We start from the raw sequence: 25,515 nt of genomic DNA on the forward strand, positions 1-25,515 counted from the left end.
GACATCCGCCACTGTCCTGCTAGCTTCGAGTTTGTCGGCATTCACTGAAATCCACGAAGCGGAGAGCAGATGAGCCCGAGCCATGACACCTCTGAGCATCACCGCCACGGTGTAGCGCAGCGGACCGGTGTGCTGAGGTCCGCCCACGACGTCGGCCCGGCCGAGCCGCCGCTGCTGGAGTCCACGATCGGCGCGAACCTCCGCGAGACGACGCAGCGATTCGCCGAGCGGGAGGCGCTGGTGGATCTGTCCGCTGAGAGGCGCTGGACATACGCCGAGTTCCGGCGCGACGTCCGACGGCTGGCCACAGGACTGCACCGGGCAGGCGTCCGGACGGGCCAGCGGGTCGGGATCTGGAGCCCCAACCGCTGGGAATGGACGCTGACCCAGTACGCCACCGCTGAGCTCGGCGCGATCTTGGTGACCATCAATCCGTCCTACCGTCAGCACGAGCTGACATATGTGCTCCAGCAGGCCGGCATCACCGCCGCTGTCGCCTCCGATGAGTTCCGGGGTCAGGACTATCCGGGCATGTTGGCCAGCGCGGAGGAGGAGCTCGGCGCATTGGAGCTCAGCGTCATCATGGGGTCCCCGGAGTGGGAGTAGCTGCTGGCGGCGGAGCCGGACGATGAGCTGCTCGACGCCGTCGCGGCGGAGCTGACGCCCGATGACCCGATCAACATCCAGTACACCTCTGGCACCACCGGCTTCCCCAAGGGTGCCACGCTGAGCCACCGCAACATCCTCAACAACGGCTTCTTCGTGGGGGAGATCTGCCGATACACCGAACTGGACCGAATCTGCATCCCCGTGCCCTTCTACCACTGCTTCGGCATGGTCATGGGCAACCTGGGCGCCACCACCCATGGCGCGACGATGGTCATCCCTGCCCCGGCGTTCGACGCCCGGAGGACGCTGCAGGCGGTGCAGGACGAACGGTGCACGAGCCTCTATGGGGTGCCGACGATGTTCATCGCCGAACTCGGCCTGGAGGACCTGGGAGGCTTCGACCTGAGCAGCCTGCGCACCGGCATCATGGCTGGCTCACCGTGCCCGGAGGAGATCATGCGCCAGGTCATCGACGTGATGCACATGGAGGAGGTCACCATCTGCTACGGGATGACCGAGACCTCCCCGGTCTCTCTGCAGACCCGGACGGATGACGAGCTGGAGCGTCGGGTGGGGACCGTGGGCCGAGTGGTGCCCCATGCGGAGGTCAAAGTGGTGGATCCCGTCACGGGGGAGACTCTGCCCGTGGACAGCGACGGGGAGCTCTGCACCCGTGGGTATCTCGTGATGCAGGGCTACTGGGACCAGCCGGAGAAGACCGCCGAGGTCGTGGATCCCCACGGGTGGATGCGCACAGGAGATATGGCGCGCATGGATGCGGAAGGGTACGTGCAGATCACCGGACGGATGAAGGACATGGTGATCCGAGGCGGGGAGAACATCTACCCTCGCGAGATCGAGGAGTTCCTCTACACCCACCCCGACATCGTGGACGCCCAGGTCATCGGTGTGCCCGACGAACGGTACGGGGAGGAGCTGATGGCCTGGGTGCGGCTGCGCGACGGGGCCGCACGGCTCACCGCGGCAGCTCTGCGTGAGTTCTGTGACGGACGCTTGGCGCGCTACAAGATTCCCCGGTATGTGACGGTGGTGGACGAGTTCCCCACCACCGTGACCGGGAAGGTGCGGAAGGTGCAGATGCGGGAAGAAGCCCTCGACCTGCTCGCCACCCCTGGAGCGGTCGACGACGCGCGCGCCGGCTGAGGGCGGCACCTGGGTGGGTGCCGTCCTCAGCTGGTGATCCGTGCCGGTGTGGTGTGGGTGGTGGCGCGGTGTGTCAGTGAACCGCCCTGGGTTCTGTTCCGGTCTTTATGCGGGTGCCCGGGCGGGCTCGTGTGATTGATAGTAGGCGGCCTCGGCCTCTGCTGGGGTGCCCGTCTCTGCCGCCCCTGCCGGGACGCTCTACCCGGCTGCCCTCTCGCGGGGGTCCTTCCCCGGCTCCTCCTGGTGTTGCTCAGTCTTCCGGCACCCTCTGACACATCCCGGAGGAGCGGGACCAGCCGGCCAAAACGCACGGTCAGGTCCGACTCCCGGCGCCGGCCCGCCACTGAGCCCGGCCAGGCATCCGAACCCCGCCCGGACGACGCGTCTCACATGCGCACCAGAGTCTCGTCAGCAGATCCTTACACGTCATACGCGTGGGAACCCGCTGGTAACCGCGGTCCCGGTCACACCCCCGCGATATCATCGAGGCACCGACAGCAACGGGCGGCGATGAGGCCGTCCACGGCGAGACGAACAGGTGGCTGACGACGTGTCCAACGTGTCCGAGACTGAAACGACGACCCCCGCACCGAGCGCCGGGAGCCAGCAGAGCTACTCGCACCTCTCGCCGCGGCTGGCGGTGGGGGACTCTGAGCCGGATCGCAACCTCGCCCTCGAACTCGTCCGCGTGACCGAGGCGGCCGCCATCGCGGGCGGCGCCTGGGTCGGCCGAGGTGACAAGAACGGTGCCGACGGTGCCGCTGTCGACGCCATGCGCTCCCTGCTCGACACCGTGAACCTCAACGGAGTGGTGGTCATCGGAGAGGGAGAGAAGGACGAAGCCCCGATGCTCTTCAACGGTGAGCGGGTCGGCAACGGCGCCGGTCCCGAAGCCGACGTCGCCGTGGACCCCATCGACGGCACCCGTCTGACGGCACTGGGCTACAACAACGCGCTGGCCGTTCTGGCGGTCGCGGAGCGCGGCTCCATGTTCGACCCCTCCGCGGTGTTCTACATGGACAAGCTCGTCACGGGCCCCGAGGCGGCCGACGTGGTGGACCTCCGCCTGCCCGTGAAGCAGAACCTGCACCTCATCGCCAAGGCCAAGGGCAAGAGGATCAACCAGCTCAACGTGTGCGTGCTGGATCGGCCCCGCCACGCGAAGCTCGTGGAGGAGATCCGGGACGCCGGCGCCCGCACCCGCTTCATCATGGACGGCGACGTCGCCGGCGGCATCGCCGCAGCCCGAGAAGGCTCGGGTGTGGATGCGCTCATGGGGATCGGCGGCACGCCGGAGGGCATCGTGACCGCCTGCGCGATCCGCGCGATCGGCGGCGTGATCCAGGGGCGCCTGGCTCCGACCGACGAAGCCGAGCGGGAGGCCGCCGCCGCGGCCGGCCACGACGTCGACGACATCCTCACCACTGATCAGCTCGTCACCTCGGACAACTGCTACTTCGCCGCCACGGGGATCACCGACGGCGATCTGCTCCGGGGGGTCCGCTACGAGGGGGATCGGGTCACCACCCAGTCCATCGTCATGCGCGCCAAGTCCGGGACGGTTCGCACCGTGGAGGCGGAGCACCAGGCTCGGAAATGGGAGTCCTACACCCGCGCGTGATGACGGCGCCCCTCGCGGTCCTCCACGCCCCTGGTCAGCCAGCCCTTCCGGCTCCGTCCGTCATGTACTAGCGTGACCCGCGTCATGAAGCGCCGACGGACTCCGTGAGTGGTCACCGCCGGCGCCCTGGGGTTCTTTGAGGCGCCTGGAGACGGGCGGAGAGGGGCGAACTGTGGTCGGACGTCGGAGGTTCGGAGCGGGAGCAGCACTCGGGCTGGGAGCGTTGCTCCTGACCACGGCGGGGTCCGGCGTCGCGTCGGCCCAGGGGTCGCCGCCCGTGGATGACGTGATGGGCAACGCCCACGAACGGGCCCGGAGTGTGGTGGAGGCACTTGAGGTTCCGGCAGCGGACAGGATTGCGGCCACCGAGTACTGGACGCCTCGGCGCATGGCGCAGGCGCGTCCGCCCGTGCCGCATGTGGCGGAGAACGCTCAGGCCCGGATCCGCGATGTCTTCTCCGGCGCGCACTCCGGGACCCCGCGGACGGTCTCGTCGGCTGCGCCGTCGCCGCTGGTGGTGGCGGCAGGATCGCAGAGCAGCCTCGGTGACCCCTCGTCCGTTCCACACGTGGGCAAGGTCTTCTTCTCGACGCCGTCTGGGGACAAGGTCTGCTCGGCCAACCTGGTGGCATCCGAGAACCGCTCCACCGTGGCGACCGCCGGGCACTGCCTGCACGACGGCGCCGGGGGAGGCTTCGCGGAGAGGTTCGTGTTCGCCCCGGCCTATGACGAGGGTGAGTCGGAGCATGGAGTCTGGGCGGCGACCGAGCTGGTGGCCTCCCAGCAGTGGGTGCAGACCAGCGACCTGGAGCACGACTATGCCTTCGCCGTGGTCGAGGAGAAGAACGGCAGGACCGTCCAGGACGAGGTCGGCGCGTCCTCTCCCATCACGTTCAACGAGTCCCGTGGGCTCGACTACATCGCTTACGGGTATCCCGCTGCGGCGCCGTATGACGGGCAGACGCTGCGCCGGTGCGAGGGAACGGCCAGCGATGACCCCGCCGGCCGCAGCACCCAAGGCATCGACTGCGACATGACCGGCGGGGCCTCCGGCGGTCCATGGTTCCTCTCAGGGGGCGAGCAGAACTCTGTGAACTCGTATAAGTACGACGCCGACCCCGACTCCATGTATGGACCGTACTTCGGTGACGGGGCTGAGCAGCTCTACGACCACGCCTCGTCGAAGTGACGGCGGCTCCCACCTCCTGCCGGGGCGCTCGATGCATTCTGCAGGGCTCTGACCTGGAGTGATGATTCCTGACGCCGCATCCGCGGTGTCAGGGCCCTGCTCATGTGACTGTGGAGTTACTTTCTTCCCGCAACCTCTTCACAGATGTGAATCACGTTGCTACCGTGTCGTAGGTCACGGCCAGAGATCCGGCCGTGATGATTCCATGACACTCCTGAAAGGGGAGAACAAGCATGAGCATCAGGCGAATCATGAGCCTGGGCGGTGTCCTCGGACTGAGCGCTGCCGCACTGGTGACGGCGACCCCCGTCGCGGCAGACTCCACGACATACCCGGGGCAGGGGGCGGGCCCGGACCAGGCAGAGGTCGAGGCCGTGCCGGACGCAGAGCAGGAGGCCGCGGAAGAGTACTGGACTCCTGAGCGCATGGCCGAGGCCGAGCCGGTGGAGACGGAGCTCATCGACGAGATCGACGGGGCCAGCCTGCAAGACGTCTTCAGTGACATCGAAGCGGCGAACCCGCGCACGGTGTCCCCGCACCGCAGCCAGTTGCAGAACCCGGCCGACAGCCCGCATATCGGCAAGGTCTTCTTCTCCACCAACCAGGGCGACTTCGTCTGCTCCGCCAACATCGTGGCCTCGGCGAACCAGTCCACGGTGGCCACCGCGGGGCACTGCCTGCACGACGGAAACGGCGGCCAGTTCGCGCGCAACTTCGTCTTCGCCCCTGCCTACGACTACGGCGAGTCCGAGCACGGCGTGTGGGCCGCAGAAGAGCTGGTGACCTCCGCCGAGTGGGCGAACCGCGGCGACTTCGAGCATGACTACGCCTTCGCGGTCCTCGAGACCAAGGGCGGCACCACCGTGCAGCAGCAGGTGGGGGCGGCGTCGCCGATCGCCTTCAACCAGCCGCGTGGCCAGTACTACAGCGCCTACGGCTACCCGGCCGCCGCGCCCTTCAACGGCCAGGAGCTCCACAGCTGCCACGGCACCGCCACGAACGACCCGATGGGCAGCAGCACTCAGGGCATCCCGTGCAACATGACCGGCGGCTCCTCCGGCGGCCCCTGGTTCCTCGGTCAGGGGACCGGCGGGGCCCAGAACTCTGTGAACTCCTACGGGTACACCTTCCTGCCGGACGTGATGTTCGGGCCGTACTTCGGCTCCGGGGCAGAGCAGCTCTATGACTACGCCTCCACGCGCTGAGGACGGCGTATCATCGGGGCTCAGGCCCTGAGGAGAGGATGACACGATGACGACCGTCGAGGGACACCTCAGCTCATCACCCGGCGACGACGCCGAGGAGGAGGCGCCCTCGGCGGTCGTCTCACATCGCCCGGAGCAGGACCCGGAGCAGGTCCGCGCCTACTGGACCGAGAAGCGACGCCGGGCCGCCCGCCCCCGACCGATGACGCTCCAGGGTGACAGGAAGAAGGACGACGGGGAGTCCACGGATCAGAGCGCCGACGACGGCACTGCACCGGGTGAGGCGACGAACACCTCCGACTGACCCTCGGAGGTCAGCACAGCTCGCTCGCCAGCGGTCAGGAGGACGGACTCGCCGGCGCCCACTGCGATCTCTGAAGCGTCGCTCCGAAGCAGGACCTCGCCGCGGAGGCACAGCACGACGGCGGGACCGTCCTGGGGAGCCCAGGTCGCGGTGTCGCCGTCGTCCAGCTCCAGACGGTCCAGTCGGAACTCCTCGCACGGCGGGGCGTAGCGGTGCCACCGCTCCGAGATCGGTTCGGGCGTGCACCACGGAAGCGGCAGCACGGCAGGGGTCGTGACCGCCAGCAGCTCATCGACGTCCACCGGCTTGGCGGTGAGCCCGCCGCGCAGCACGTTGTCGGAGCTGGCCATGATCTCCACCGCCACTCCGTGCAGGTAGGCGTGCAGGTTTCCGGCGGGCAGGTACAGGGCCTCACCGGGGGAGAGGTCCACCCGGTTCAGCAGCAGGGTGACGATCACCCCGGGGTCGCCCGGGAAGGCGCCGCCGGCGCGCCGGAGCGTGTCCACCGCCCCGTCGCAGAGCGCAGAGCCAGGGCGCACGGACTCCAGGGCGGGCACCACGAGGTCTGCGGCCTGCGCGAAGCCGCCGTGCGCGTCCCGCAGGATCAGCTCCAGGGCCTCTGCCAGGCGCTCGGCCTCCAACAGAGTCCGCAGCTGATTCAGCGCCTCGTCCACTCGTGCGGTGTCCGCCGGGCCCTCCGATCCCGTGCCCGCGGTGCGGAGCAGGTCCGCCACGGCGGCGACGTCGGCGGCGGCCTCGGGGCCGGGCCGGAATCCGCACAGGGCCGAGAAGTGCTCGACCGCCACCACCAGCTCAGGCTTGTGGTGGGCGTCCACATAGCGGCGACTTGGGGAGTCCAGCGGAACCCCGGCGGCCTCCTCCGCCGCGTAGCCGGCCCGGGCCCGTTCGGCGGTGGGGTGGGTCTGGATGGACAGGGGCTGTTCTGCCGCCAGCACCTTGAACAGGAAGGGGAGCTCCGGGAGGTCACCGAGCATCTCCGGACGGTGTGCCGGGAGATGGTCGAGGCTGATCCGGGCGCCGTCGAGGAGCACCTCGGACGGCGCGGCCGGGTGGGCGCCCATCCACAGTTCGGCCTGCGGCCCGTCGGCGGGCATGCCGAAGAGCCGCGGGAAGGCGGTGGCGGAGCCCCAGGCGTAGTGCCGCACGGGGTTGGTCATCCTGAGCATCGCGAGAACATTACCAGCGGGGAGGCCATGATCCGTCCGATTCCGGGCCTCGTCCAGGGAACTGTGGTCAACCTCCCAGGAAGCCGCCCGGCGCGGCCGCCCCTGTCCTCAGCGCAGCGGCGTGCACTCGTAGTTGCTGGACGCCGCCTGCTCCAGGACTCCCGTCTGTCCGGCGTCCTGCAGGTCGCGCAGGTACTCCGCCGTCAGCGGGGAGCCGTCCGGTTGGGTCGGCATCTCGACCTCGTTGTCCTCGATGGACGGTTCGTCGTCCTCCGCGGCGTCGCGGGTCTCCACCGACGCCGGCACCGTGCCTGAGGCGGAGGCGCCGCCGCTCGGAGATCCGGTCCCGGGGGAGAACGTCACCGTGCCCACGGTGGTGCCGACGGCTCCGAGGGAGCCGAACCAGCCGCCGTCGTCCTCTTCGTTCTCGATCAGTTCGTCCACCCGCTGGTGGATCTGGTCGAAGTCAGGGTAGGTGGAGAACTGCTCCCCGGCGGTGCCGAAGTCGGGGGCGCCCAACACCAGGCGCTGCGGCTCGCGCTCCTTGGCGTCCACCGCGAGGTCGAGGAAGGAGCCGAGCTGGTGCTGCGGCAGGTTGGTCTCCACCACCTGCTCGCCGGCGTCCATGATCTCGGTGAACCGGGTCAGCAGGGTCTGCGGATTGAACTGGGCGATCATCGCCTGTTGGATGCACTGCTGGCGCTGGATGCGGTTGTAGTCCGAGGAGAAGGTCCGGGACCGGGCGTAGGCCAGGGCGTCCTTGCCGCTGAACGTGTATTCGCCCGGGCCCCACCAGTTGTCGCCCCAGGTGCCGTCCGGACGCGGGCCCCGGTAGGGGACCCAGCCGCCGGAGTCGACGGTGACCCCACCCATCGCGTCGATGAGCTGGGCGAAACCGTCCATGTCCACCATCACGTAGCCCTTGACCTCGAGGTCCAGGATGCCCGAGGCGGCGTCCATCATGGCCTCGGCGCCCGGGTCCTCGGCGTCGGGGTAGAGGTCCTGGTGCTGGTTCATCACATCCGTGTACAGGAAGTTGATGATGCATTCGTTGCCGCAGCTGTACCCGTCCGGATACACATCCCACAGCGGGGAGTCGTCGCTGAACTGCGCGTTCTGGAAGTTCCGCGGGATCGAGATGAGGATGGACTCGCCGGTGCGTTCGTTGACGCTGACCACGTGGATGGAGTCCGGGCGCAGGCCCTGGCGCCCCTCCCCGGCGTCGGCGCCGAGGAGCAGGAAGTTGTAGCGGCCGTCGACGGCGTCGATGGCCGGGCCGGAGCCGAAGATCCCGGAGAACGACTCGCGCGACTGGTTCACCAGATGCGCCCCGTACCCCAGCGAGCCGGAGGTCACCACCATCAGCACCACCGTGGCGACGGTGACGATCGGTTTCAGACCGGGAGCCAGGGTGGACAGGCGGAGCAGCCGGAAGGTGTCGATCCACAGCACGGCCCACCCGACGGCCAGCGCGACCAGCAGCACGGCGACCAGCCACATCACGAAGGGCCGCGTCATCAGGCCCAGCAGCAGTCCGCGCAGGGTGAAGAACATCACGACGCCGACCAGCACCACCGCCCACACGCTCACCGTGACGGCCAGCGCCTTGCGCCCGAAGCCGCGGTGCCCGGCTGCGATCTGCGCCGCGCCCGGGACGACCAGCGTCAGCGCGAGCAGCAGCACCGCCCGACGGGTGCGGTCGGTGACGGAACCGTTCTCCGGCCGCCGGACGACGTCCGGCTCGGTGGAGAAGCGGTGATAGGTGATGGTGGGGTCGCTCATCGCTCAGGAATGGGTGTGACGACGGCGGTACGTGGGCAGCTCGGCGGCCTCGTCGCGCAGGGCGGCGCCCTTCGCGTGGGCCTGTGCGGCGAGGTCGGCGGCGAACTCGACCAGCTGCTCCCGAAGTCGGGCGGCCAGTTCACCGTCCCCGGCGGCCAGGGTGCGCGCCGCCAGCAGACCGGCGTTGCGGGCGCCTCCCACGGAGACTGTGGCGACCGGGACGCCGGCGGGCATCTGGACGATCGACAGCAGCGAATCCATGCCGTCGAGATGCTTCAGCGGTACGGGGACCCCGATGACAGGAAGCGGGGTGACGGAGGCGAGCATGCCGGGCAGGTGCGCCGCACCCCCCGCTCCGGCGATGATCACCCGCAGGCCGCGCTGGTGGGCGGTGCGGCCGTAGTCGATCATCTCCTCGGCCATCCGGTGGGCGGAGACGACGTCGGCCTCGAATGGGATGCCGAACTCGTCGAGCGCCTCGGCGGCGGCCTTCATGGTGGGCCAGTCGGAGTTCGAACCCATCACGAGTCCGACCAGGGCGGTGGTGTCCTCGGCCATCGGTGCCGGTCCCTTCGTCAGGTGGTTCAGCGGTGGTCAGCGGTGGTCGTCAGTCGTCAGTGGTCGTCCCGGTGATGAGCGCGGCGGCGTGCAGCGCCCGGCTCTGCGCCCGGTCGAGCTCCGCGGCGGCGACGGCGACCTCCCCGGGCTCGGGGGCGAGCACCACATTGACGTGCCCGACCTTGCGGCCGGGGCGCGGCTCCTTGCCGTAGAGGTGGATCTTGGCCTCGGGGGCGTGCCGGCCGGCCTCGGGGACCCCGGCGTGCAGGTCTGAGGCGGAGGCGCCGAAGAGATTCTTCATCACAGTGCGGCCGCCCGGGCCGCCGATCGGGGCGGTGGAGCCCAGCGGGAGGCCGAGCACGGCCCGCAGGTGCTGCTCGAACTGACCGGTGACGGCGCCGTCCATGGACCAGTGCCCGGAGTTGTGGGGGCGCATGGCCAGCTCGTTGACGTAGACGCCGGCCCGCTCGCCGTCGGCGATCTCGAAGAGCTCGACGGCCAGCATCCCGGTCACGCCGAGCTTCTCCGCGATGAGTCGGGCGATGCTGGCCGCGTCCTCCATGTGGGTGGGGTGGGAGCGCGGGGCCGGGGCGACGACGATGTCACAGACGCCGTCGGTCTGGGTGGACTCCACCACCGGGTAGGCGCGGATCTCTCCGACGGCTGAGCGCGCCACCTGGGCGGAGAGCTCTCGGGTGAAAGGGATCTTCTCCTCGGCGAGCAGCCCGGTGCCCTGCTCCGCGGCGCGGTCGAACCAGTCCTGGGCGGCGGACGCTGAGGCGGAGGAGTCGATGATGCGCACACCCTTGCCGTCGTAGCCGCCGCGGGGGGTCTTCAGCACGACCGGCCAGCCGGTGTCGTCGCCGAAGTCGCGCAGCTCCGCGACAGTGTGCACCGCGGCCCAGTGCGGATTGGGCAGGCCGAGCTGCTCGACGGCGCGGCGCATGGCCAGTTTGTCCTGGGCGTAGAGCAGCGCCTCGGGTCCCGGATGCAGCGGGGTGCCCTGGGCGGTGAGGGCGTCGAGCACCTCGGCGGGCACATGTTCGTGGTCGAACGTGACGACGTCGACGTCGGCGGCGAAGGCCGTCACGTCCTCCACGCTGCGATAGTCGCCCAGTGTGGTGCGGGGGATGACCTGGGCGGCGGAGGCCTCGGCGCTGCCCGCCAGCAGGCGCAGCTCGACGCCGAGCTCGACGGCGGCCGGCGCCATCATGCGGGCCAGCTGCCCGTCGCCGAGGACGCCGACGCGGGGTGCGTCGCCGCGGGCCGCGGCGGACAGGTGGGGCGCGGTGTCAGGGGTGGGGGCTTCGGCTGCAGTCACAGTCCCTCATTATGGAGCATCGGGGGCGCGGCGTCGGTGATGGGACACGCACGCAAGGATCGCGGGGCCGCCGAGCAGGGGCCCGCTCGGCGTCGTGATTCTCCTCATACCGGGGGCATCCGCCAGGAAGCTCGCAGGGGACGTCCAGACGAGTCCGTACACTGGACGTCGGCAGGACGCCGCGGCCTCAGGGTCTGCCGGCCTGCCGTGTTCCCCCGTTTCCGCTGATGGAGTCTCCCCGGTCCATGATCTCCCGTCTCTATGTCCGCATCCGTGACCTGTTCCTCGCCGTGTGGCGGGAGGTCGCGAAGTTCGGCGTCGTCGGCGGTGTGGCCTTCGTGATCGACTCCGCTGTGTTCCTGTGGCTGCTCAGCGGCCCTCTCGACGACTCGCAGCTCAAGGCGAAGGTCGTCGCCGGGGCTGTGGCCACCCTGTTCTCCTGGGTGGCCAACCGGTACTGGACCTTCCGGCACAGCCGCACCCGGGGCAAGATGCGGGAGCTGGTGATGTTCCTGCTGATGAACGCGATCGGGCTGGGCATCCAGACCGGCTGCGTGGGGGTGAGCAAGTATCTCCTCGGGATGGACTCCGTCACTCAGGTGTTCATCGCCGGGAACGTCATCGGGCTCGTGCTGGCCACAGCATTCCGTTTCTTCGCCTATAAGTTCTGGGTGTTCACCGGGGAGCCGGCGGAGCGTGAGGCCGGTCCGCACATGATCTCCGACCGGGAGCTGCTCACCGGCGAGATCCCGGTGGTCACCGGCTCGCACCGCACCACCGGCGAGGGCCTCAGCCGACCCCCTCGTTCCTGAGGATCGTCTCCCACTGCTGCGCGGGGATGCCCTCGGGGCCCGGCTGCACCAGCACGGCGGTGCGTCCCTGCGCCCACGCGCCGAGCAGCGCCGTCTCCGCGTCGTCGTCCCAGCGCACCGGGGTCCAGGTGCTCCAGCCCGCCGCGGCGTCGGCGACGTCGTGCAGCCCCTCCGCCGTGGAGCACAGCAGGTCCCGGGGCTCGCTCGGCACAGGCGGCAGCGCCACCTCCGGGAGTGCGCTCAGGAGCTGGTCCGGATGCTGGCGCACCTCAGCGGAGACGTCGAGCACCCACCCTGGCAGTGACGTGCCGACGGCGTCGGCGTAGGAGTCGTCCAGCAGGCCGGGGGACAGGGCGGCCAGCTCGGCGTCCCCCAGCGCCTCGGTGTCCGTCCAGTCCTCGGGGCGATCGGTGATGACCAACGCCGGTTCGCCGCCCGGGGAGCCCAACGTCACCCGACAGCCGAGGGCGCCGGCGGCGAGGACGGCGGCGCAGGCCTTCCAGTGGGGCGCGCAGTGGATCAGCACGTCGGTGCCGTCGTCGAGCTCGACCTCCTCGCGCAGCAGACCGACGAGCTTGACCGCCCAGTTCTGCAGCACCCGTCCAGAGAGCTCCACCCGGTCCCCGTCGGGGCCGTACCAGACGACAGAGGGTCGCGGGCGGCCCCCCAGAAGCTCGAACAGCGCTGGGAAGTCCCTGGGCGCTTCGTGTGAAAAGGTGCTCAAGCTGAGCGGAGCCATGGAGTCCTCCTGTTCCGCCACACCGATCCCACAGTGGTCTTTGTGCGGCGTGTCGGGCGTCATGACGCGGATCGAGGCCTGTGGAGAGCGGCCTCACACCACTTGACGGATGGTTACTTACGCCAGTGTAATTAGGGGGTGACGGCGGCCCCGCCGCATGGTCGTCACAGACACCGTCACATAATTGTCCCGCACACCACTGACACGGATCACAGGGGAGGCCCTCCATGGGGAACGCACAGCGGCTGAGCGACGAGCAGCACGAGCAGTCTCGCGCCGCCCAGCGACCCGCTCTGGACGTCCCCGCCGACTGGTTCGTGGATCCGGCCGATCCACAGGCCGCGGAGCGTCTGGAGCACGGCAAGGCCCTCGAGGATCAGGCCACGGCTTTCCTCGCCGCCCATGAGGAGGCGGAGAAGCAGTCCGAGGACGAGTCCCGCTCGGCACGGACCGTCGAGGCCCCGGTGGCGCTCAGTGAGGCTCCTTCCCGCCGCACTGACCGCGAGCCGGAGGTCGAGGCGCCGCGCACCGAGACCTGGATCGGCCTGCCCTCCCTCATCCCCGCCGAGCAGATCGAAGGCGAGCTGGCCTGGCAGGTGGACGCCCTCTGCGCCCAGACGGACCCGGAGGCGTTCTTCCCGGAGAAGGGCGGCTCCACCCGGGATGCGAAGAAGGTCTGCGCCGCCTGCCACGTCAAGCAGGAGTGCCTGGACTACGCCCTGGCCAATGACGAGCGCTTCGGCATCTGGGGAGGTCTCTCCGAGCGCGAACGCCGCAAGCTGCGGAAGCGAGCGATCTGATCGCCGCCACCCTGAGCCCGCGCATCGCCGCTGTCGTCCTGCACGGCGGCGGCGATTCCTCGTCTGAGGCCGGAGAGTCCCCGCAGGCACTGCAGGAGGCCATTGAGTCCCAGACGCGCGCGCCCGACCACGTGGTGGAGCTCTCCGCCGCAGGCTTCCGAGGACCTCAGGACCTCTCCCGATCCCTGCGCTCCCACCTGATCCGTGACCGGGCCACGGCGGCCCGCACCACCGGCCCCGGACCCGGCGGAAGCCGGGTGACCTCTCTGTGGCGGCAGCTGGAGCGTCGGCTGCCCGAGGGATTCTCCGACGCGGCCGACTGGCTGTGGATCCTCCCCGAGGACGCCGCCCCGGAGCCTGGAACTCTCGCGGCGCTCGAGGAGCGGCTGTTCACGGTCACCGACGAGGAGACCCACCCGGACATCCAGGTCGTCGGCGCCAAGCAGCTGGATCCGGGTGATCGCCTGGTGGACGTGGGGCTGTGGTCCGCCCGCTCCGGGGAGGTCATCCCGCTCAACGAGCCGAAGGAGCTCGACCAGGGCCAGTACGACGGCCGCGACGCCGTGCCCGCGGTGGCCGCCCACGGCATGCTGGTGCGCGCCTCGCTCTTCGGCGCCCTCGGCGGCTTCGACCCGACGCTCCCGGCCGACTACGCGGCGGCCCAGTTCTGCCGCCGCGCCCGCGAGACCGGGGTGCATGTCGTCGTCGCTCCGGACGCCCGGATCAGGCGGCTGGATCCTCCGCCGCGGACGGAGGTCCACCGTCTGGGCGGCATGCTGCATCTGCCGAGTCCTGCGCGGCGGGCCCAGGTCCGCCGACGGCTCGCCGAGGCGCCGGCGGCCGCCGTGCCGCTGCTGTGGCTGGGCCAGTGGCTGGCCGCCGTGCTGCGCGCCGTCGTCCTCACCGCGGTGAAGGCGCCGGATGCGGCCGTCGCCCAGCTGGCCGCCACGGTGGTCGCTCTGCTCGACCCCGCAACGATCCTCCATTCCCGGCGGTTCATCCGCCAGGGACGCCGGGCCGCAGGAGCGCCCCCGGCGTCGCAGCGGCGTCGGGTCGAGGGTGCCGCACGCCTGGATGCGGCCGCGCTGCGCGCCCATCGGCGGCGGCTGCCCACCGCGGAGACCGTCGCCCCGCAGCATTCGGGCTACGGCCTGGCGGGGGCACGGACCGCCGATGAGGACGACCATGACGCGCTGCTCGGCCAGGACTCCGCCCACGGCGAGTTCGATCAGATGCCGACCCGACGCTCCGGCGACCGACTGGGCCTGTTCCTCATGCTGCTGGGCCTGACCGGGATCTCCCTGCTGGTCTTCCGTGATCTGCTCACCGCCGAGGCGCTGACCGGTGGCGCGGCGTTGCCGGTGACGCCGTCCACGGCCGAGATCGCCGCGTCCACGGTCAGCCTCATCGCCCCGGAGGGTCTGGGCGCCCTGGCCGGCGCGGATCCTTTCGCTCTGGTCCTGCTGATCCTGTCTCTGCTCACCGGCGGCCACGCCTCCCTGGTGCTGGTGTGGCTGACGGTGCTGGCCCTGCCGCTGGCGGGGCTGACCGCCTGGCTGGCCTCGCGGCTGGTCACCGATCGGGCCACCGTACGGGTGGTCGCGGCGCTGCTCTGGGTGGGGGTGCCGAGCCTGCACATCGCGCTCGGTGAGGGCCGGGTGGGTGTCGTGCTGGTCCACGTGCTGCTGCCGCTGGTGCTGCTCGCAGCCGTCCGGGCTCTGGACCTGGACCCTTCCGGCCGCGGCTCCGGGCTGTACGCCGCCTCCTGGGAGCACGCGGCGGCCGCCGCGCTGCTGCTGGCCGTGGTCACCGCGGCGGCGCCGGTCCTGCTGGTGCTGGCGGTGCTGGTCTGCGTGGTGGGCGCGCTGGTGCTGCGCCGTCGGGGCCGGGTGCTGTGGCTGATGCCGCTGCCCTCGCTGGCTCTGGCCGCGCCGATGCTCGGCTCCGCCCTGCTGACCCGCCAGAACGTCGTGGCGGTGCTGCTCTCCGATCCGACCCGCCCGATCAGCGCCGCGGATGCGCCCCTGTGGCAGCAGCTGCTCGGCCACTCTCGACCCTTCGATCCGCTCGCCGGCCTGCAGGGGAGCGCCATCCCGGAGCTGTTCACCGGAGACCTGTGGAGCCTGCGGCTGGCGCTGATCGTCGGCGCTCCGCTGCTGCTGGTCGCCCTGCTGGGGATCGTCACCGCCACCGCGCGGAGCACCCATGCCCTCGTCGCGGGCGGGGTGCTGCTGGGCGCACTGGGGCTCTCTGCGGCGGCGTCCAGGCTGGCCGTCGCGGACGACGGCGTGGCCCTGATCTCCGCCGACGTCGGACCGCTGGTCACGGTGATGGCCTTCTGCCTGCTGATCGCCGCGGTCGGGTCCCTGGACCGGCTGCCGCGTGCGTTGCCCCGCTGGGGCGCCACGGCGGCCCCGGTGGCCGCCACACTGCTGGTCCTGGCGGTGGTGGCGTCCTTGGGCTCCTGGGCGGTGCCGCGGGCCCTTCCGTCGGCGCATCTGACCGGCGAGGCGCTGACCCCGGTGAGCCAGGACCTCGTGCAGATCGCCCCGGGGCAGGTGCGGCAGGTGCCCGCCACCGCGGCCGACCAGGGCACCGGGCCGGCGCAGCAGCGCACCTTGGTGCTCGACGCCGGCAGCGAGGGCGTGGTCGGCGAGCTCGTCTCCGGCCAGGGACGCATGCTGGACGCCCAACGCGCCGTGGTGACCGCCGGGGGTGTGCCGGACCGCCAGCTCAGTGCCGGGGACCGTCGGCTGGGGCAGCTGGTCGCCTCGCTGGTGACCCCCGGCTCCGGGGAAGTGGGTCCCCTGATGGAGGAGCTCGGGGTCGGGCATGTGCTGATCCGTTCCGTGGAGGACTCACCGTTGGTGGACGCCGTGGACACCGCCTCCGGCCTGATCGCAGTCGGCCCCACCGACCGTGGGCTGCTCTGGCGGGCCGAAGTCCCGGAGGACCGGGAGGTCCTCACCACGGAGGAGGTGGAGGGTGCCTCCACCTCCTGGGCCCGACTGGTGGACCAGTACGGGCAGACGGTCGCCCTGCTGCCTTCTCAGGGAGGACAGGTGGAGGTTGACCTCGAGGGACTCCGCGACGCTGAGGGTCAGCCCCTGGCGGCGGAGGAGGATCTGATGCTGCGGATGGCCACGGCGCAGGCCTCGGGCTGGACCGCACAGCTCAACGGGAAGGACCTGGAGCCGGCACCGGGCGGCACGTGGGCGCAGAGCTTCCACCTGCCTGCCGGAGAGGCCTCCGGTGTGCTGACCGCCTCGCATTCGAGTCCGTACCGGTGGCCGATGCTCGGCCTGGTGGGAGGGTTCCTGCTGCTGGTGGTGCTGATCGCCGTGCCGCTGCCCCGCGGGGCCCGACTGCTCCCGGTGGCCGGCGATGAGGAGCTCGCACGGATGGCCGGACGGCACACGGCCGGGCGATCCGCAGATGGACAACCTGCAGACGGACGAGGGGAGCGGCCATGAACGCGCGGACGGTCCGTCGCCACCTCCGTCAGGCGAAGAGACAACGCCGCCGCGAGGAGGCAGAGCAGCGTCGCCAGGCCGCCGGGCGCAGCCCCCGACCTCCCGGGTCGGGAGCGCGGGTGCTCGCCGTCGTCGTCGCGGCGGGCGTGGCAGGGATCGCGGTGGGATCGGCGGTGCAGGACCCGCGCGGGGAGACGTGGGAGCCGGCGCCGGTGGATGCGGCTGCGTTCCCGGCTGCGGGATCGGGCACGGCCCACGTCTGCCCGCCGATGCCGGGGCTGGCCGCCTCGCTGACCACCGACGGGCTGCTGCAGTACCGGCAGCGCGACGACTCCGCGCTCGGTCGCTTCCAAGCCCTGGTGCTCGCCGCCGACGACGCCGGCACCTTCCCGGCGGCCGCGTGGGCACAGCTGGGCGAGCGGTATCGGGTGAATACCACCGAGCTGACCGAAGCGGAGGAGACGGTCACCGGCGACGTGGTCTATGAGGTCCTCGGCGCGATGACCCGCACACCGTTCCTGGAGATCGAGGCGCTGCCCGAGGGAGCCTCCGGCGCCGCCGCCGCCCGGTACACCTACGCCGCCGACACCGGACCAGTGACCGGTCTGGCCACCCGGGACTGCACGGTCCCGCAGCGCTCCCACTGGTTCTTCGGCCCTGAGCTCGGCGCTGGGGCCACCGCCCTGCTGACCTTGGCCAATCCGTACGACCGGCCCGCCACCGTCGAGGTGGTCGGCTATGACACCGACGGGCACCGGGGCTCCTCGGGGACCCGGACTCTGGTGGTGCCGGGGGAGACGGTGCGCACCGTGAACCTCGCCGCCCTGGCGGGCACGGACGCCGAGCTGGGGATCTCCGTGGAGTCCTCCGGAGCCCCCGTGACCGCCCAGGTGCAGTCCTCGCGGGCGGTGGGCCTGACCGGTCAAGGGGTGGACTTCCTGCCGGGGATCTCCGCACCGGACACCGAGCACGTGATGCCGGGGGTCCCGGTGCCCGAGTCCACCGAGGAGGACCCCGCCGCTCGGCCCGCGGAGCTGTGGATCCACTCCGCCGGACAGTCCCGGACCACCCTGGAGCTGCAGGTCTACGGCGACGACGGCGTGGAGCTGCTGGACAACCCGGCCGTGTTCACCGTGGAGCCCGGCGAGGTGGACGCGGTCCCGCTGCAGGGGCTGGAGGCCGGGGTCTACGACGTCGTCCTCCGATCCGATGAGCCCACGTATGCGGCGGTGTCCAGCCACGTCGTGGCCGGAGGAGATAGCGACTCCGCGACGGACTTCTCCTGGCAGGCCTCCGCGGTGCCGCTGACCGAAGGCTCCGGGACGCTCATCCCGGATGTGGGTGAGTCCTCGCTGCGGCTCACCAGCCTGCAGGCGGAGGGCCAGGTGACCTATCGGCTGGTGGAGGCGGACGGCACATTCTCCGCGGCGGAAGAGGTGACCGTGCCTGCGGAGGGGGCATTGACCCTCGAGCCGGAGGACCTCGGCGACGCCGTCGCCGTCGTCGTGGAGGAGACTGCTCCGGGGCTGTATGCGGCGCTGACCACCCAGGATGAGGGAGGGCTCGCGCTGAGCACCGTAGACCTGCTGCGGGACCCGGACCGGACCGTGCCGGTGCGGCTGCGGCAGTGAGCGGCCCTGGGAGAGACCCGGAGGGTCCGTTTCCGCCGGTGCGCCTCCCGGTCGTTGTCCGTGACGTCGGCTAGGGTGGTGCACCGTGGATTCCTCGCGACGATGCACTCGAAGCGGCTGTGGGCGACCGGCGGTCGCCACGCTGACCTACAGCTATCAAGACTCCACGATCGTGGTGGGGCCGATGAGCGTGTACTCCGAGCCCCACACCTATGACCTGTGCAGCCACCACGCAGACACGGTGAACCCGCCGCGCGGCTGGGAAGTGGTGCGCTTGGACTACCCGTCGACGCCCGCGGAGCCGCCGGACGACCTGCTCGCCCTGGCGGATGCGGTCCGCCACCGTGACGACGACGCCGGCGCGCGTGCGGCCGGCCGGGCCACCTCCGGCGAGGACACCGGCTCCCACGCCCCGGGCACGCTGCCGACTCGGGAGAGCCGCACGCGCCTGGAACCGCCTACACCGGAGGCGGCCCTCACTCGGGGTCATCTGCGTCTGCTCAGGGACTGAGGTCCGCAGGGTCCCCCGAGCCCAGCGAGGCTGAGGCAGTTCGATTGACGTGCATGATCCGCACGTGGACACGCTCCGGTTCCACTTCCAGCGTCGCCGTGGCCGTTCGGACCACGGCGTCTGCCACCTCCGAGGCAGGACGTGTCCCGTCGGTGTGGCAGTCGATGTAGACCTCGCGGACGCCACCCCGGGAGACGACGTCGATCCCGGTGGCCCGCTCGTCAGTGTCCGGGCGCAGCAGTGACCGGGTCGCCGAGGCGAGGATCTGCCGAAACCCTGGCACCACCTGGGCGGCACCCGGAATCTGTTCCACCGCGGCCACGAGCCGCTGCTCAGCAGACAGATGATCTTCAGACGTCATGGATGTCCTCCACCTGGATGTCCAGCGATGTCAGATGGGAGCCGACCAACTCACCCACTGCCTGGGCGATGCGGCGCCGGAGCATGGCGTCGACGGCGGGCACGGAGATGTCATGCTGAATGGTCACCGAGACCTGCACGCTCAGAGCCGAAGGCCCGGGCGAGCCATCGGCGTCGTCCCCGGAGTCGTCGACGTCGACCCGCACACGACGGGCGACGAGGCCGGGCTCCTGGTCAGCAGCATCGCGGATGATCTTCCGGATCGTCGCGGTGAGCATCTCGAAGCGGTGGCCTGATGGGGTGGACAGTTCGGTCGTGGGTCCGAGCACCGATTCCCGCTGCACGATGTCCATGACGCGATTCCGCAGGGAGTCCAGCGTGCCGGTGATGTCGGAGTCGTCTTCGCGGAACTCGTCGATGACGCCCTGAAGCCGGTCATAGCTGGCGCCGAGGGCTGCCTCGTCGAGTCCGGGGTCGTCGGCGTCATGGCGTGGACGGTCGGTCATGCCCATCCCTCCATTCCCCTGACGATCGTCGCTCGGGCCCGGTGGATCCGGCCCCGGACGCTGCCTTCGGTGCTGTCCATCACCTGCGCGATCTCGGCATAGGACTGACCATGGACCTCGTACAGCAGCCACGCCAGCCGTTGCTCCGCGGGCAACGTGGTCAGCACCCTCTCCAAGTGGCGCACGGCCGCCCCGCGCTCCGCCGTCTCCTCCAGTGACGGGGCGGTGGCGACGACATCCGCGAAGTCGGCCGGATCCGCGGCCGCAGTGCGCTGCCGTTCCCTGCGGCGGATGACGTCGATGCAGGCGTTGCTGGTCAGCCGATAGATCCAGGTTCTGAACCGGTCGGTGTCCTCCAGGGTATCGAGTCGGCGCCAGACTGTCAGGAAGGTGTCCTGCACGATGTCCTCGGCCTCGGAGCGATCCCGCAGCATCCGCACCGCCAGACGCAGCAGGGGTGCCTCGTAGGCGTCCAGAAGCTGCTCGAAGGCAGCGACATCGCCGTCCTGCGCCCGTGCGACCACCGTGGGCTCGTCGACGAGCGCCGGAGGTTGGGGCGCCTGCCTGCTTCTCATGCGCATATGTTACCCCTGAGTCAGGCGTTGTGGGACGGCAGGGGTGCGGAGACGGCAACGGAAGAAATCTAAGAAATCTTCGCCAAAGACCGTGAGGATTCGCCCAGGCGGACGTCTCCACTGCTGTCAACGTCTCGCAGAACAGGCGGCGAGACCGCACACGAAGGAGAACCGCATGGCAGAGAACCGTCAGAGCGCCACCCCATCCGCCGTTGCTCAGAACAATTCGGGCAGCACGGGGAAGGCAGTGCAGGCTTCCCGGCCGGAGCAGCCCGCTGACAGCCCACTGGTCACCGCCTACGGCACCACCACGGTAGAGGAGACGGTGGTGCAGAAGCTCTCCGGCATCGCCGCACGCGAGGTGCCGGGCGTGTACGCCATGGGCAGCGCAGCCCGCCGGACCTTCGATGCCATCTCGGAGCGGATCCCCGGGTCGAAGACCCAGGTCAGTGGAGGCGTCTCCGTCGAGAAGGGCGAGAAAGAGACCGCCATCGACCTGACCGTCATCGTCGAGTACGGCGCCGCTGTGGTGGAGGTGGCGGAGACCATCCGTCGCAATGTGATCCGGGCGGTGGAGCACGGAACCGGGCTGAAGGTCGTCGAGGTCAACATCACGGTCGCCGACGTGCACCTGCCGGAGGACGAGGACGACAGCGACGACCACGATCTTGCCTGAGCGTCGAGCTGCTGGAGAGGAGCGCAACATGAACACGACCATCGCAGGCCTCTTCGTCGGCCTCGTGCTGGGTCTCGTCGCTGTCTTCGCCGGTTTCCTGGCCATGCTGGGCGTCGCGTTCTTCGCCGGCCTGGGACTGGTGGTCGGGGCGGTCCTCGAGGGGCGGCTCGACCTGGCCGGGTTGCTCTCGGGTGAGAGGGCTCGGCGATGAGCACCGCAGAACCCGCCGGCGGCCGTCTCGTGGTCCACGAGGCGGTGGTGGAGAAGTCGGCTGCCCAGGCGGCCTCGGAACTCCCTGAGGTGTGGGCCGCAGGACGGGGTCTGCTGGGTCTGCGCACTGTGGACCGCAACACCCGGCCCCAGGTGGAGGCGACCCTTGCCGGCGACACCGTCGCCTTGGCGGTGCGCCTGGCCCTGCCGTACCCGATCCCGGTGCGCGAGGTCACCGAGTCTGCTCGGCGGCACTTGCGGGACCGGGTGGAGACCCTCACCGGTCTGAGGGTGCGTCTGGTCGATCTCCAGATCGAGCGGATGGGGTCCTCCCGACGCCTCGCCACCGGGGACGGCGGAGGAAGGAGGCTCGCATGACGCGAGGGCATCTGACCAGACGCAGGCCACAGCGGGTCATAGCCTCCTGGATTGTCGGCGTCGCCGTGCTCATCGTGGCGGGCCTGGCCGGCTGGGCCTCCGGGCTGCTCCTGGCCGGAGAGCGGGTGCCCGCCCTGGAGACCGCCGGAACTCTCAGCTGGGAGTCACCAGGGATGCTCGCCCTGGGTGCCGTGCTGCTGGTGGCCGGTCTGCTGGTCCTCTGCGCCGCAATGTGGCCGGGCCGGCCCGTGGTCTCCTCGATCGAGGCCGCGGGTCTCGGATCCGACAGTCCCATCGGCGACCTGCAGTGCGCGGTGACCACCCGCGGTCTGGGGCGTCTGGCGGAAGGAGAGGCACAGCGTACCGACGGCGTGACGGCGGTGCGAGCCCGTGCCACCGGACGGCGTCTCACGGTGGAGGCACAGTCTGTCGCCGCTGAGCTCCCCGAGACGCGGCAGGAGATCCAGGACCGGATCAGCCAGAGGCTCCAGGGCCTTCAGCTGCGCAGGACGCCTCGGGTCGTCGTCCGGGTCCGGCGGGGAGGTGTCTCATGATCCTCCGATCTGCTGCGCGCAACCGGCTCTGGCTCGCCGTCATCGGACTCGTCTCTGTGCTCGCTGGGAGCGTCCTGCTGCTGGTGGGCACCGGGCTCGCCGCGGAGCTGGAACACCTGTTGCCTGACAGCGTGGTGCTTCCGTCGACCGGCCAGACCGTCGAGGAGGCGGTGGCAACGCTGGACTGGATGCCCGCGGTGGTCCTCACCGTGAGCGTCCTGGTGGCCCTGGGGGTGCTGGTCTGGCTCATCCGCGGTGTTCCCCGTCCTCCACGGAGTCCCGAGCTGCAGCTTCAGCAGGATGGAAGGACCGGAGTGACGGTGCTTCCGGCCAAGGTGCTCGCCTCTGCCGTGGAGGAGGCCGCCGAAGACGTCCCCGATGTGGTCAGCGCGGATGCCCATATCGGAGGTCAGGCGCGGCGTCCTCAGGTCATGCTCGTCGTGGAGGCTGAGGAGCGAGGAGACCTTGCGGAGCTTCTGGACCGACTGATCCAGGGCGTCTGCGGTGACCTGGCGCGCTCCCTGGAGACGCGACTGGGCTCGGTCAGCATCGTCCTGGACCCCGTCCTGCGCACCCGAGCCTCCTCCACGGCCACTGTCACCCGTCCATCCCCTGGGGTGGAACTCAGGCGGCACGACGACGCATCCGTCGCGGGCCGCTGATCATCACGGTCTCCGCCCGGAGAATCACTTCTCATCTCAGAAAGTAGGCACTCTTCATGACCATCATCGGTTGGATCGTCGTCGGCCTGATCGCCGGCGCCCTGGCTCGTCTCATCCTCCCCGGCAAGCAGGGCGGCGGCTGGCTCAGCGCCATGCTGCTCGGCATCGTCGGCGCGATCGTCGGCGGGCTGCTGTTCGGCCTGTTCGGGGGCAAGGGCGTGGGGGACGTGCTCAGCGACCCCTGGTCCTGGGGCTCGCTGGGCATCGCTGTGATCGGCGCGCTGGTGTTCTCCTTCGTCTGGGGCTTCCTGACGAAGCGCCGCTGACACCCTCGGCGGGTGCGGTCATACCAGTGACCGCACCCGCCGGTCGGTCGCTGCGGCGACCCGCGAACTTTCAGACCAACGATGCCCGCCGGGCACGATCCACGAGCGGCCTTCTGGCGACCTATGTGCGACTGTCAGGCCTTGACCAGACTCCAGGAGGCACTCTCGGCGATGGGACATGCCCGCACAGCTCCGGCTGCAAGAAATGAACAGGCGAGAATCGAAGTCGTCGCGGTACGCCCGCTGAGCGACACCGCCAAGCTCGCACTGTGGTCCCCCGGGACGGTGACGTTCTCAGACGTGCCCGAGGGCGCAGCGCCCCGCCGTGACCGGATGATCACCGTGTCGGTCCACGAGCACCAGTTGTCGGCGGGACGACCGACGACGGCTCAGGTCGCCATCTCTGTCCACGAATCGGCGCCGATGAGCTACGCGCATGCGCAGGCTGTGGGTCTGGCGATCTACGAACTTGCGGTGATCTGTGGAGGCACCGGCCCTGATGCATCCCCGTGTGCGGTGGATGCTCCCCAGTCAGGCGAGATGGGTGCTGCGGTGGTTCGGGAGCCGGCGTGGACATTCGACGGCGTGCCGCCTGGGATCCTGTGGTCGCCGCCGTCGCTCATGTCCCAGTTCGACTCGGAGTTTCTTCACCTGGTTCCGCGCTGGTTCGCGTTCCGCAGAACGAGTCCAGCGGCCCGTCGCCTGATCGGCGACATCCTGCGCAGCGGGGGAATCAGCCCTGAAGGGCGGCTTGTCCTGCTGATCTCAGCGCTCGAGACGTTCTGGGCGACGACCACTGGTAGGAGCCTCCGTCAGCGTAAGGACATGCCCCTGAGATACAAACTTGCTGAGCTGGCCCAGTCGGCAGGGCCGCAGAGGGCCGGCCCGGACGAGGAAGCCTCGTGTGTGCTGCTGCCGCAAGGAAGTTCGGCCTGGGCGGCACAGCTCGTGTCATTGAAGAATCAGCTCGCCCACAGCGGAAGGACACAGCCGGGAACGCCCGCCGCACTCGAGGAGCTGGCATGGCAGTCCTACACCGTGTTCCACCGTGCGTTGCTCCGTCACCTGAGCCGAGCCGCAATCGCCCCTGGAACCCAGGCTCCATGAACGAACGTCCGACCATTCACACCCATACCGAGGAGATGATGTGACACCGAAGAATCATTCGCAGTCCTCGCCCGCACCTGCGGAGCAGGACGGGGCCCGACGAAGAGCCCTCCGAGCCGTACGAAGGGCCGTCGCGGTCGCGGGAGCGCTGTGTTTCGCAGTCGGCGCAACACTGACGGCGGCGACGCCGGCATCCGCCGTGGGGTCCACGGTGACGCCCGCTCCGAACCCTGCGTTGACAGATCAGTGTGAATTGGATGTGGCGGTCAGCATCGACCTGTCGAACTCCATCAACAGCCAGCAGCTCGACGCGCTGCGCTCTGGTCTCGTGGAGTTCGCCCAGTCGCTGGAGGAGTATCCGGTTCGGCTGGCGTTCCACAACTGGGCGTCGTATGCGCCTGCTACGTCTCAGGCGTCGAATCAGCCCCTGGGACTCACCGATACTTCGGGCGCAGGACTGGAGACCATCGGCCAGCACGTGGATGGCATCCAGCGGCCAGGAACCATGCAGGGTGGCACGAACTGGGATCGCGCGTTTCAGGCGCTGAGCGGCGCTGGTGAGAGCTACGATGCTGTGCTCTTCGTGACAGACGGAAACCCGACCCAGTGGGGACTGCCGCCAAGGGGTCTGGGAAACGCCACTGATCAGGCCACGATCGATGCTGCCGTCACCAGCGCCAATCAGGTGAAGGAGGCCGGGACTCGCGTCATCGGCGTCGGAGTCGTCGACAACCTGACGCACTCCGAGTACGGCTTGTTTCACGAGCACATGCCCCAGGTCAGCGGTCCGCAGTTTGGCGACGACTACCTTGAAGTTGACTTCGCACGACTGCGCAACGCACTCATCGGTCAGATCGACAAGCAGTGTGCGGGCGTCTCAGTCGAGAAGAACGGTCTGTTCGTCGAGGGAGGGCCCGGGCACGCGGGAGATGATGTCCGTTACGAGTTCACCGTGACCAACACCGGGGCACTCACACTGCGGGACGTTCAGCTGACCGACGCCTTGGAGGGAATCTCTGAGATCGAGTACGGAGAGTGGCCGGATGAGCCCCATGTCCTTGCGCCGGGACAGTCAGTCAGCGCGTGGGCAACATACACCGCCACTGACGCAGATGCGGACGCAGGGATCATCGAGAACCACGTGACAGTGGAGGGGACGCCGCCGAGCGAGGGCGATCCGGTGACGGACGAAGACGAGCACGAGCTCCCGGTAGAGTCCACGGACGGTGGCACTGAGGACGGTGGCACTGAGGAC

At 69.9% G+C, this 25,515-nt stretch carries 24 protein-coding genes and 2 pseudogenes; 18 read left to right on the forward strand and 8 right to left on the reverse strand.

Annotation, left to right across the window (positions count from 1 at the left end; translation table 11 throughout):
• The first annotated feature begins 69 nt into the window (after nucleotides 1–69).
• The 5 genes and pseudogenes from Q7C18_RS15025 (at nucleotide 70) to Q7C18_RS15045 (ending at nucleotide 6,092) form a co-directional block, all read left to right on the forward strand.
• Nucleotides 70–1,773: pseudogene (locus tag Q7C18_RS15025) on the forward strand (AMP-binding protein).
• Nucleotides 1,774–2,332: 559 nt separating this feature from the next.
• Complete coding sequence (glpX, locus tag Q7C18_RS15030; RefSeq protein ID WP_311026050.1) at nucleotides 2,333–3,394, forward strand: class II fructose-bisphosphatase; 1,062 nt, start codon at nucleotides 2,333–2,335, stop codon at nucleotides 3,392–3,394.
• Between the two features lie 289 nt (nucleotides 3,395–3,683).
• Nucleotides 3,684–4,583: a trypsin-like peptidase domain-containing protein gene (locus Q7C18_RS15035; RefSeq protein WP_311026051.1), complete on the forward strand. Its 900-nt coding sequence runs from the start codon at nucleotides 3,684–3,686 to the stop codon at nucleotides 4,581–4,583.
• Nucleotides 4,584–4,816: 233 nt separating this feature from the next.
• Nucleotides 4,817–5,788 (forward strand): trypsin-like serine protease, encoded by a 972-nt coding sequence (locus tag Q7C18_RS15040; RefSeq protein WP_311026052.1) that lies wholly within the window; start codon nucleotides 4,817–4,819, stop codon nucleotides 5,786–5,788.
• A gap of 46 nt (nucleotides 5,789–5,834) precedes the next feature.
• Nucleotides 5,835–6,092, forward strand: a complete 258-nt coding sequence (locus Q7C18_RS15045; protein WP_311026053.1) for a hypothetical protein — start codon at nucleotides 5,835–5,837, stop codon at nucleotides 6,090–6,092.
• On the opposite strand, the gene manA is transcribed toward Q7C18_RS15045, so the two are convergent.
• The 4 genes from manA to Q7C18_RS15065 form a co-directional block, all read right to left on the reverse strand.
• Nucleotides 6,038–7,279: a mannose-6-phosphate isomerase, class I gene (gene manA, locus Q7C18_RS15050; RefSeq protein ID WP_311026054.1), complete on the reverse strand. Its 1,242-nt coding sequence runs from the start codon at nucleotides 7,277–7,279 to the stop codon at nucleotides 6,038–6,040. The two genes, Q7C18_RS15045 and manA, sit on opposite strands and share 55 nt — an antisense overlap.
• A gap of 108 nt (nucleotides 7,280–7,387) precedes the next feature.
• Complete coding sequence (locus Q7C18_RS15055) at nucleotides 7,388–9,061, reverse strand: LCP family protein (protein ID WP_311026055.1); 1,674 nt, start codon at nucleotides 9,059–9,061, stop codon at nucleotides 7,388–7,390.
• 3 nt (nucleotides 9,062–9,064) lie between these two features.
• A complete protein-coding gene (gene purE / locus Q7C18_RS15060) occupies nucleotides 9,065–9,619 on the reverse strand; it encodes a 5-(carboxyamino)imidazole ribonucleotide mutase (protein WP_070162487.1) in 555 nt (184 codons plus the stop codon).
• A gap of 49 nt (nucleotides 9,620–9,668) precedes the next feature.
• Entirely contained in the window at nucleotides 9,669–10,832 is a 1,164-nt protein-coding gene (locus tag Q7C18_RS15065; RefSeq protein ID WP_311026079.1) for a 5-(carboxyamino)imidazole ribonucleotide synthase, read from the reverse strand.
• Nucleotides 10,833–11,185: 353 nt separating this feature from the next.
• Between Q7C18_RS15065 and Q7C18_RS15070 the strand changes: the two genes are divergently transcribed.
• A complete protein-coding gene (locus tag Q7C18_RS15070) occupies nucleotides 11,186–11,752 on the forward strand; it encodes a GtrA family protein (RefSeq protein ID WP_070159172.1) in 567 nt (188 codons plus the stop codon).
• On the opposite strand, the gene Q7C18_RS15075 is transcribed toward Q7C18_RS15070, so the two are convergent.
• Entirely contained in the window at nucleotides 11,730–12,491 is a 762-nt protein-coding gene (locus Q7C18_RS15075) for a TIGR03089 family protein (RefSeq protein ID WP_311026056.1), read from the reverse strand. The two genes, Q7C18_RS15070 and Q7C18_RS15075, sit on opposite strands and share 23 nt — an antisense overlap.
• Nucleotides 12,492–12,718: 227 nt before the next feature.
• Between Q7C18_RS15075 and Q7C18_RS15080 the strand changes: the two genes are divergently transcribed.
• The 4 genes from Q7C18_RS15080 to Q7C18_RS15095 all read left to right on the forward strand — a co-directional run bounded on the left by Q7C18_RS15080 (nucleotide 12,719) and on the right by Q7C18_RS15095 (nucleotide 18,906).
• Complete coding sequence (locus tag Q7C18_RS15080; RefSeq protein WP_311026057.1) at nucleotides 12,719–13,291, forward strand: WhiB family transcriptional regulator; 573 nt, start codon at nucleotides 12,719–12,721, stop codon at nucleotides 13,289–13,291.
• A gap of 131 nt (nucleotides 13,292–13,422) precedes the next feature.
• Nucleotides 13,423–16,764, forward strand: a complete 3,342-nt coding sequence (locus Q7C18_RS15085) for a hypothetical protein (protein WP_311026058.1) — start codon at nucleotides 13,423–13,425, stop codon at nucleotides 16,762–16,764.
• Nucleotides 16,761–18,395, forward strand: coding sequence for a DUF5719 family protein (locus tag Q7C18_RS15090; protein ID WP_311026059.1), 1,635 nt, complete (start codon nucleotides 16,761–16,763; stop codon nucleotides 18,393–18,395). The genes Q7C18_RS15085 and Q7C18_RS15090 overlap by 4 nt, the downstream gene beginning before the upstream one ends.
• Before the next feature lie 85 nt (nucleotides 18,396–18,480).
• A complete protein-coding gene (locus Q7C18_RS15095; protein WP_311026060.1) occupies nucleotides 18,481–18,906 on the forward strand; it encodes a DUF3499 domain-containing protein in 426 nt (141 codons plus the stop codon).
• On the opposite strand, the gene Q7C18_RS15100 is transcribed toward Q7C18_RS15095, so the two are convergent.
• From Q7C18_RS15100 to Q7C18_RS15110, 3 genes are read right to left on the reverse strand one after another with little or no spacing between them, the layout of a single operon-like run.
• Nucleotides 18,896–19,267: a hypothetical protein gene (locus tag Q7C18_RS15100; RefSeq protein WP_311026061.1), complete on the reverse strand. Its 372-nt coding sequence runs from the start codon at nucleotides 19,265–19,267 to the stop codon at nucleotides 18,896–18,898. The genes Q7C18_RS15095 and Q7C18_RS15100 overlap by 11 nt on opposite strands.
• Nucleotides 19,257–19,772 carry a hypothetical protein gene (locus tag Q7C18_RS15105; protein ID WP_311026062.1) on the reverse strand — a complete coding sequence of 172 codons (516 nt, stop codon included), beginning with the start codon at nucleotides 19,770–19,772 and terminating at the stop codon, nucleotides 19,257–19,259. The genes Q7C18_RS15100 and Q7C18_RS15105 overlap by 11 nt, the downstream gene beginning before the upstream one ends.
• Nucleotides 19,769–20,347, reverse strand: a complete 579-nt coding sequence (locus Q7C18_RS15110; protein WP_311026063.1) for an RNA polymerase sigma factor — start codon at nucleotides 20,345–20,347, stop codon at nucleotides 19,769–19,771. The genes Q7C18_RS15105 and Q7C18_RS15110 overlap by 4 nt, the downstream gene beginning before the upstream one ends.
• Nucleotides 20,348–20,522: 175 nt before the next feature.
• Between Q7C18_RS15110 and Q7C18_RS15115 the strand changes: the two genes are divergently transcribed.
• From Q7C18_RS15115 to Q7C18_RS15150, 8 genes and pseudogenes are all read left to right on the forward strand, one after another.
• Nucleotides 20,523–21,023, forward strand: a complete 501-nt coding sequence (locus Q7C18_RS15115; protein ID WP_311026064.1) for an Asp23/Gls24 family envelope stress response protein — start codon at nucleotides 20,523–20,525, stop codon at nucleotides 21,021–21,023.
• 28 nt (nucleotides 21,024–21,051) lie between these two features.
• On the forward strand, nucleotides 21,052–21,234 hold the full coding sequence (locus Q7C18_RS15120) for a hypothetical protein (RefSeq protein WP_311026065.1): 183 nt from the start codon (nucleotides 21,052–21,054) through the stop codon (nucleotides 21,232–21,234).
• Nucleotides 21,231–21,611: an Asp23/Gls24 family envelope stress response protein gene (locus Q7C18_RS15125; protein ID WP_311026066.1), complete on the forward strand. Its 381-nt coding sequence runs from the start codon at nucleotides 21,231–21,233 to the stop codon at nucleotides 21,609–21,611. The genes Q7C18_RS15120 and Q7C18_RS15125 overlap by 4 nt, the downstream gene beginning before the upstream one ends.
• Nucleotides 21,608–22,165, forward strand: coding sequence for a DUF6286 domain-containing protein (locus Q7C18_RS15130; protein WP_311026067.1), 558 nt, complete (start codon nucleotides 21,608–21,610; stop codon nucleotides 22,163–22,165). The genes Q7C18_RS15125 and Q7C18_RS15130 overlap by 4 nt, the downstream gene beginning before the upstream one ends.
• Nucleotides 22,162–22,827, forward strand: a complete 666-nt coding sequence (locus Q7C18_RS15135) for a hypothetical protein (protein ID WP_311026068.1) — start codon at nucleotides 22,162–22,164, stop codon at nucleotides 22,825–22,827. Before Q7C18_RS15130 ends, Q7C18_RS15135 begins: the two co-directional genes overlap by 4 nt.
• A gap of 56 nt (nucleotides 22,828–22,883) precedes the next feature.
• Nucleotides 22,884–23,153 carry a GlsB/YeaQ/YmgE family stress response membrane protein gene (locus Q7C18_RS15140; protein WP_311026069.1) on the forward strand — a complete coding sequence of 90 codons (270 nt, stop codon included), beginning with the start codon at nucleotides 22,884–22,886 and terminating at the stop codon, nucleotides 23,151–23,153.
• Between the two features lie 171 nt (nucleotides 23,154–23,324).
• Nucleotides 23,325–24,260, forward strand: a complete 936-nt coding sequence (locus Q7C18_RS15145) for a hypothetical protein (protein WP_311026070.1) — start codon at nucleotides 23,325–23,327, stop codon at nucleotides 24,258–24,260.
• A 259-nt stretch (nucleotides 24,261–24,519) separates the two neighbouring features.
• Nucleotides 24,520–25,515 (forward strand): annotated as a pseudogene (locus tag Q7C18_RS15150) (hypothetical protein); the annotation flags it as partial.

This window comes from Nesterenkonia sp. CL21, assembly GCF_031705515.1.
Lineage (GTDB): Bacteria > Actinomycetota > Actinomycetes > Actinomycetales > Micrococcaceae > Nesterenkonia > Nesterenkonia aethiopica.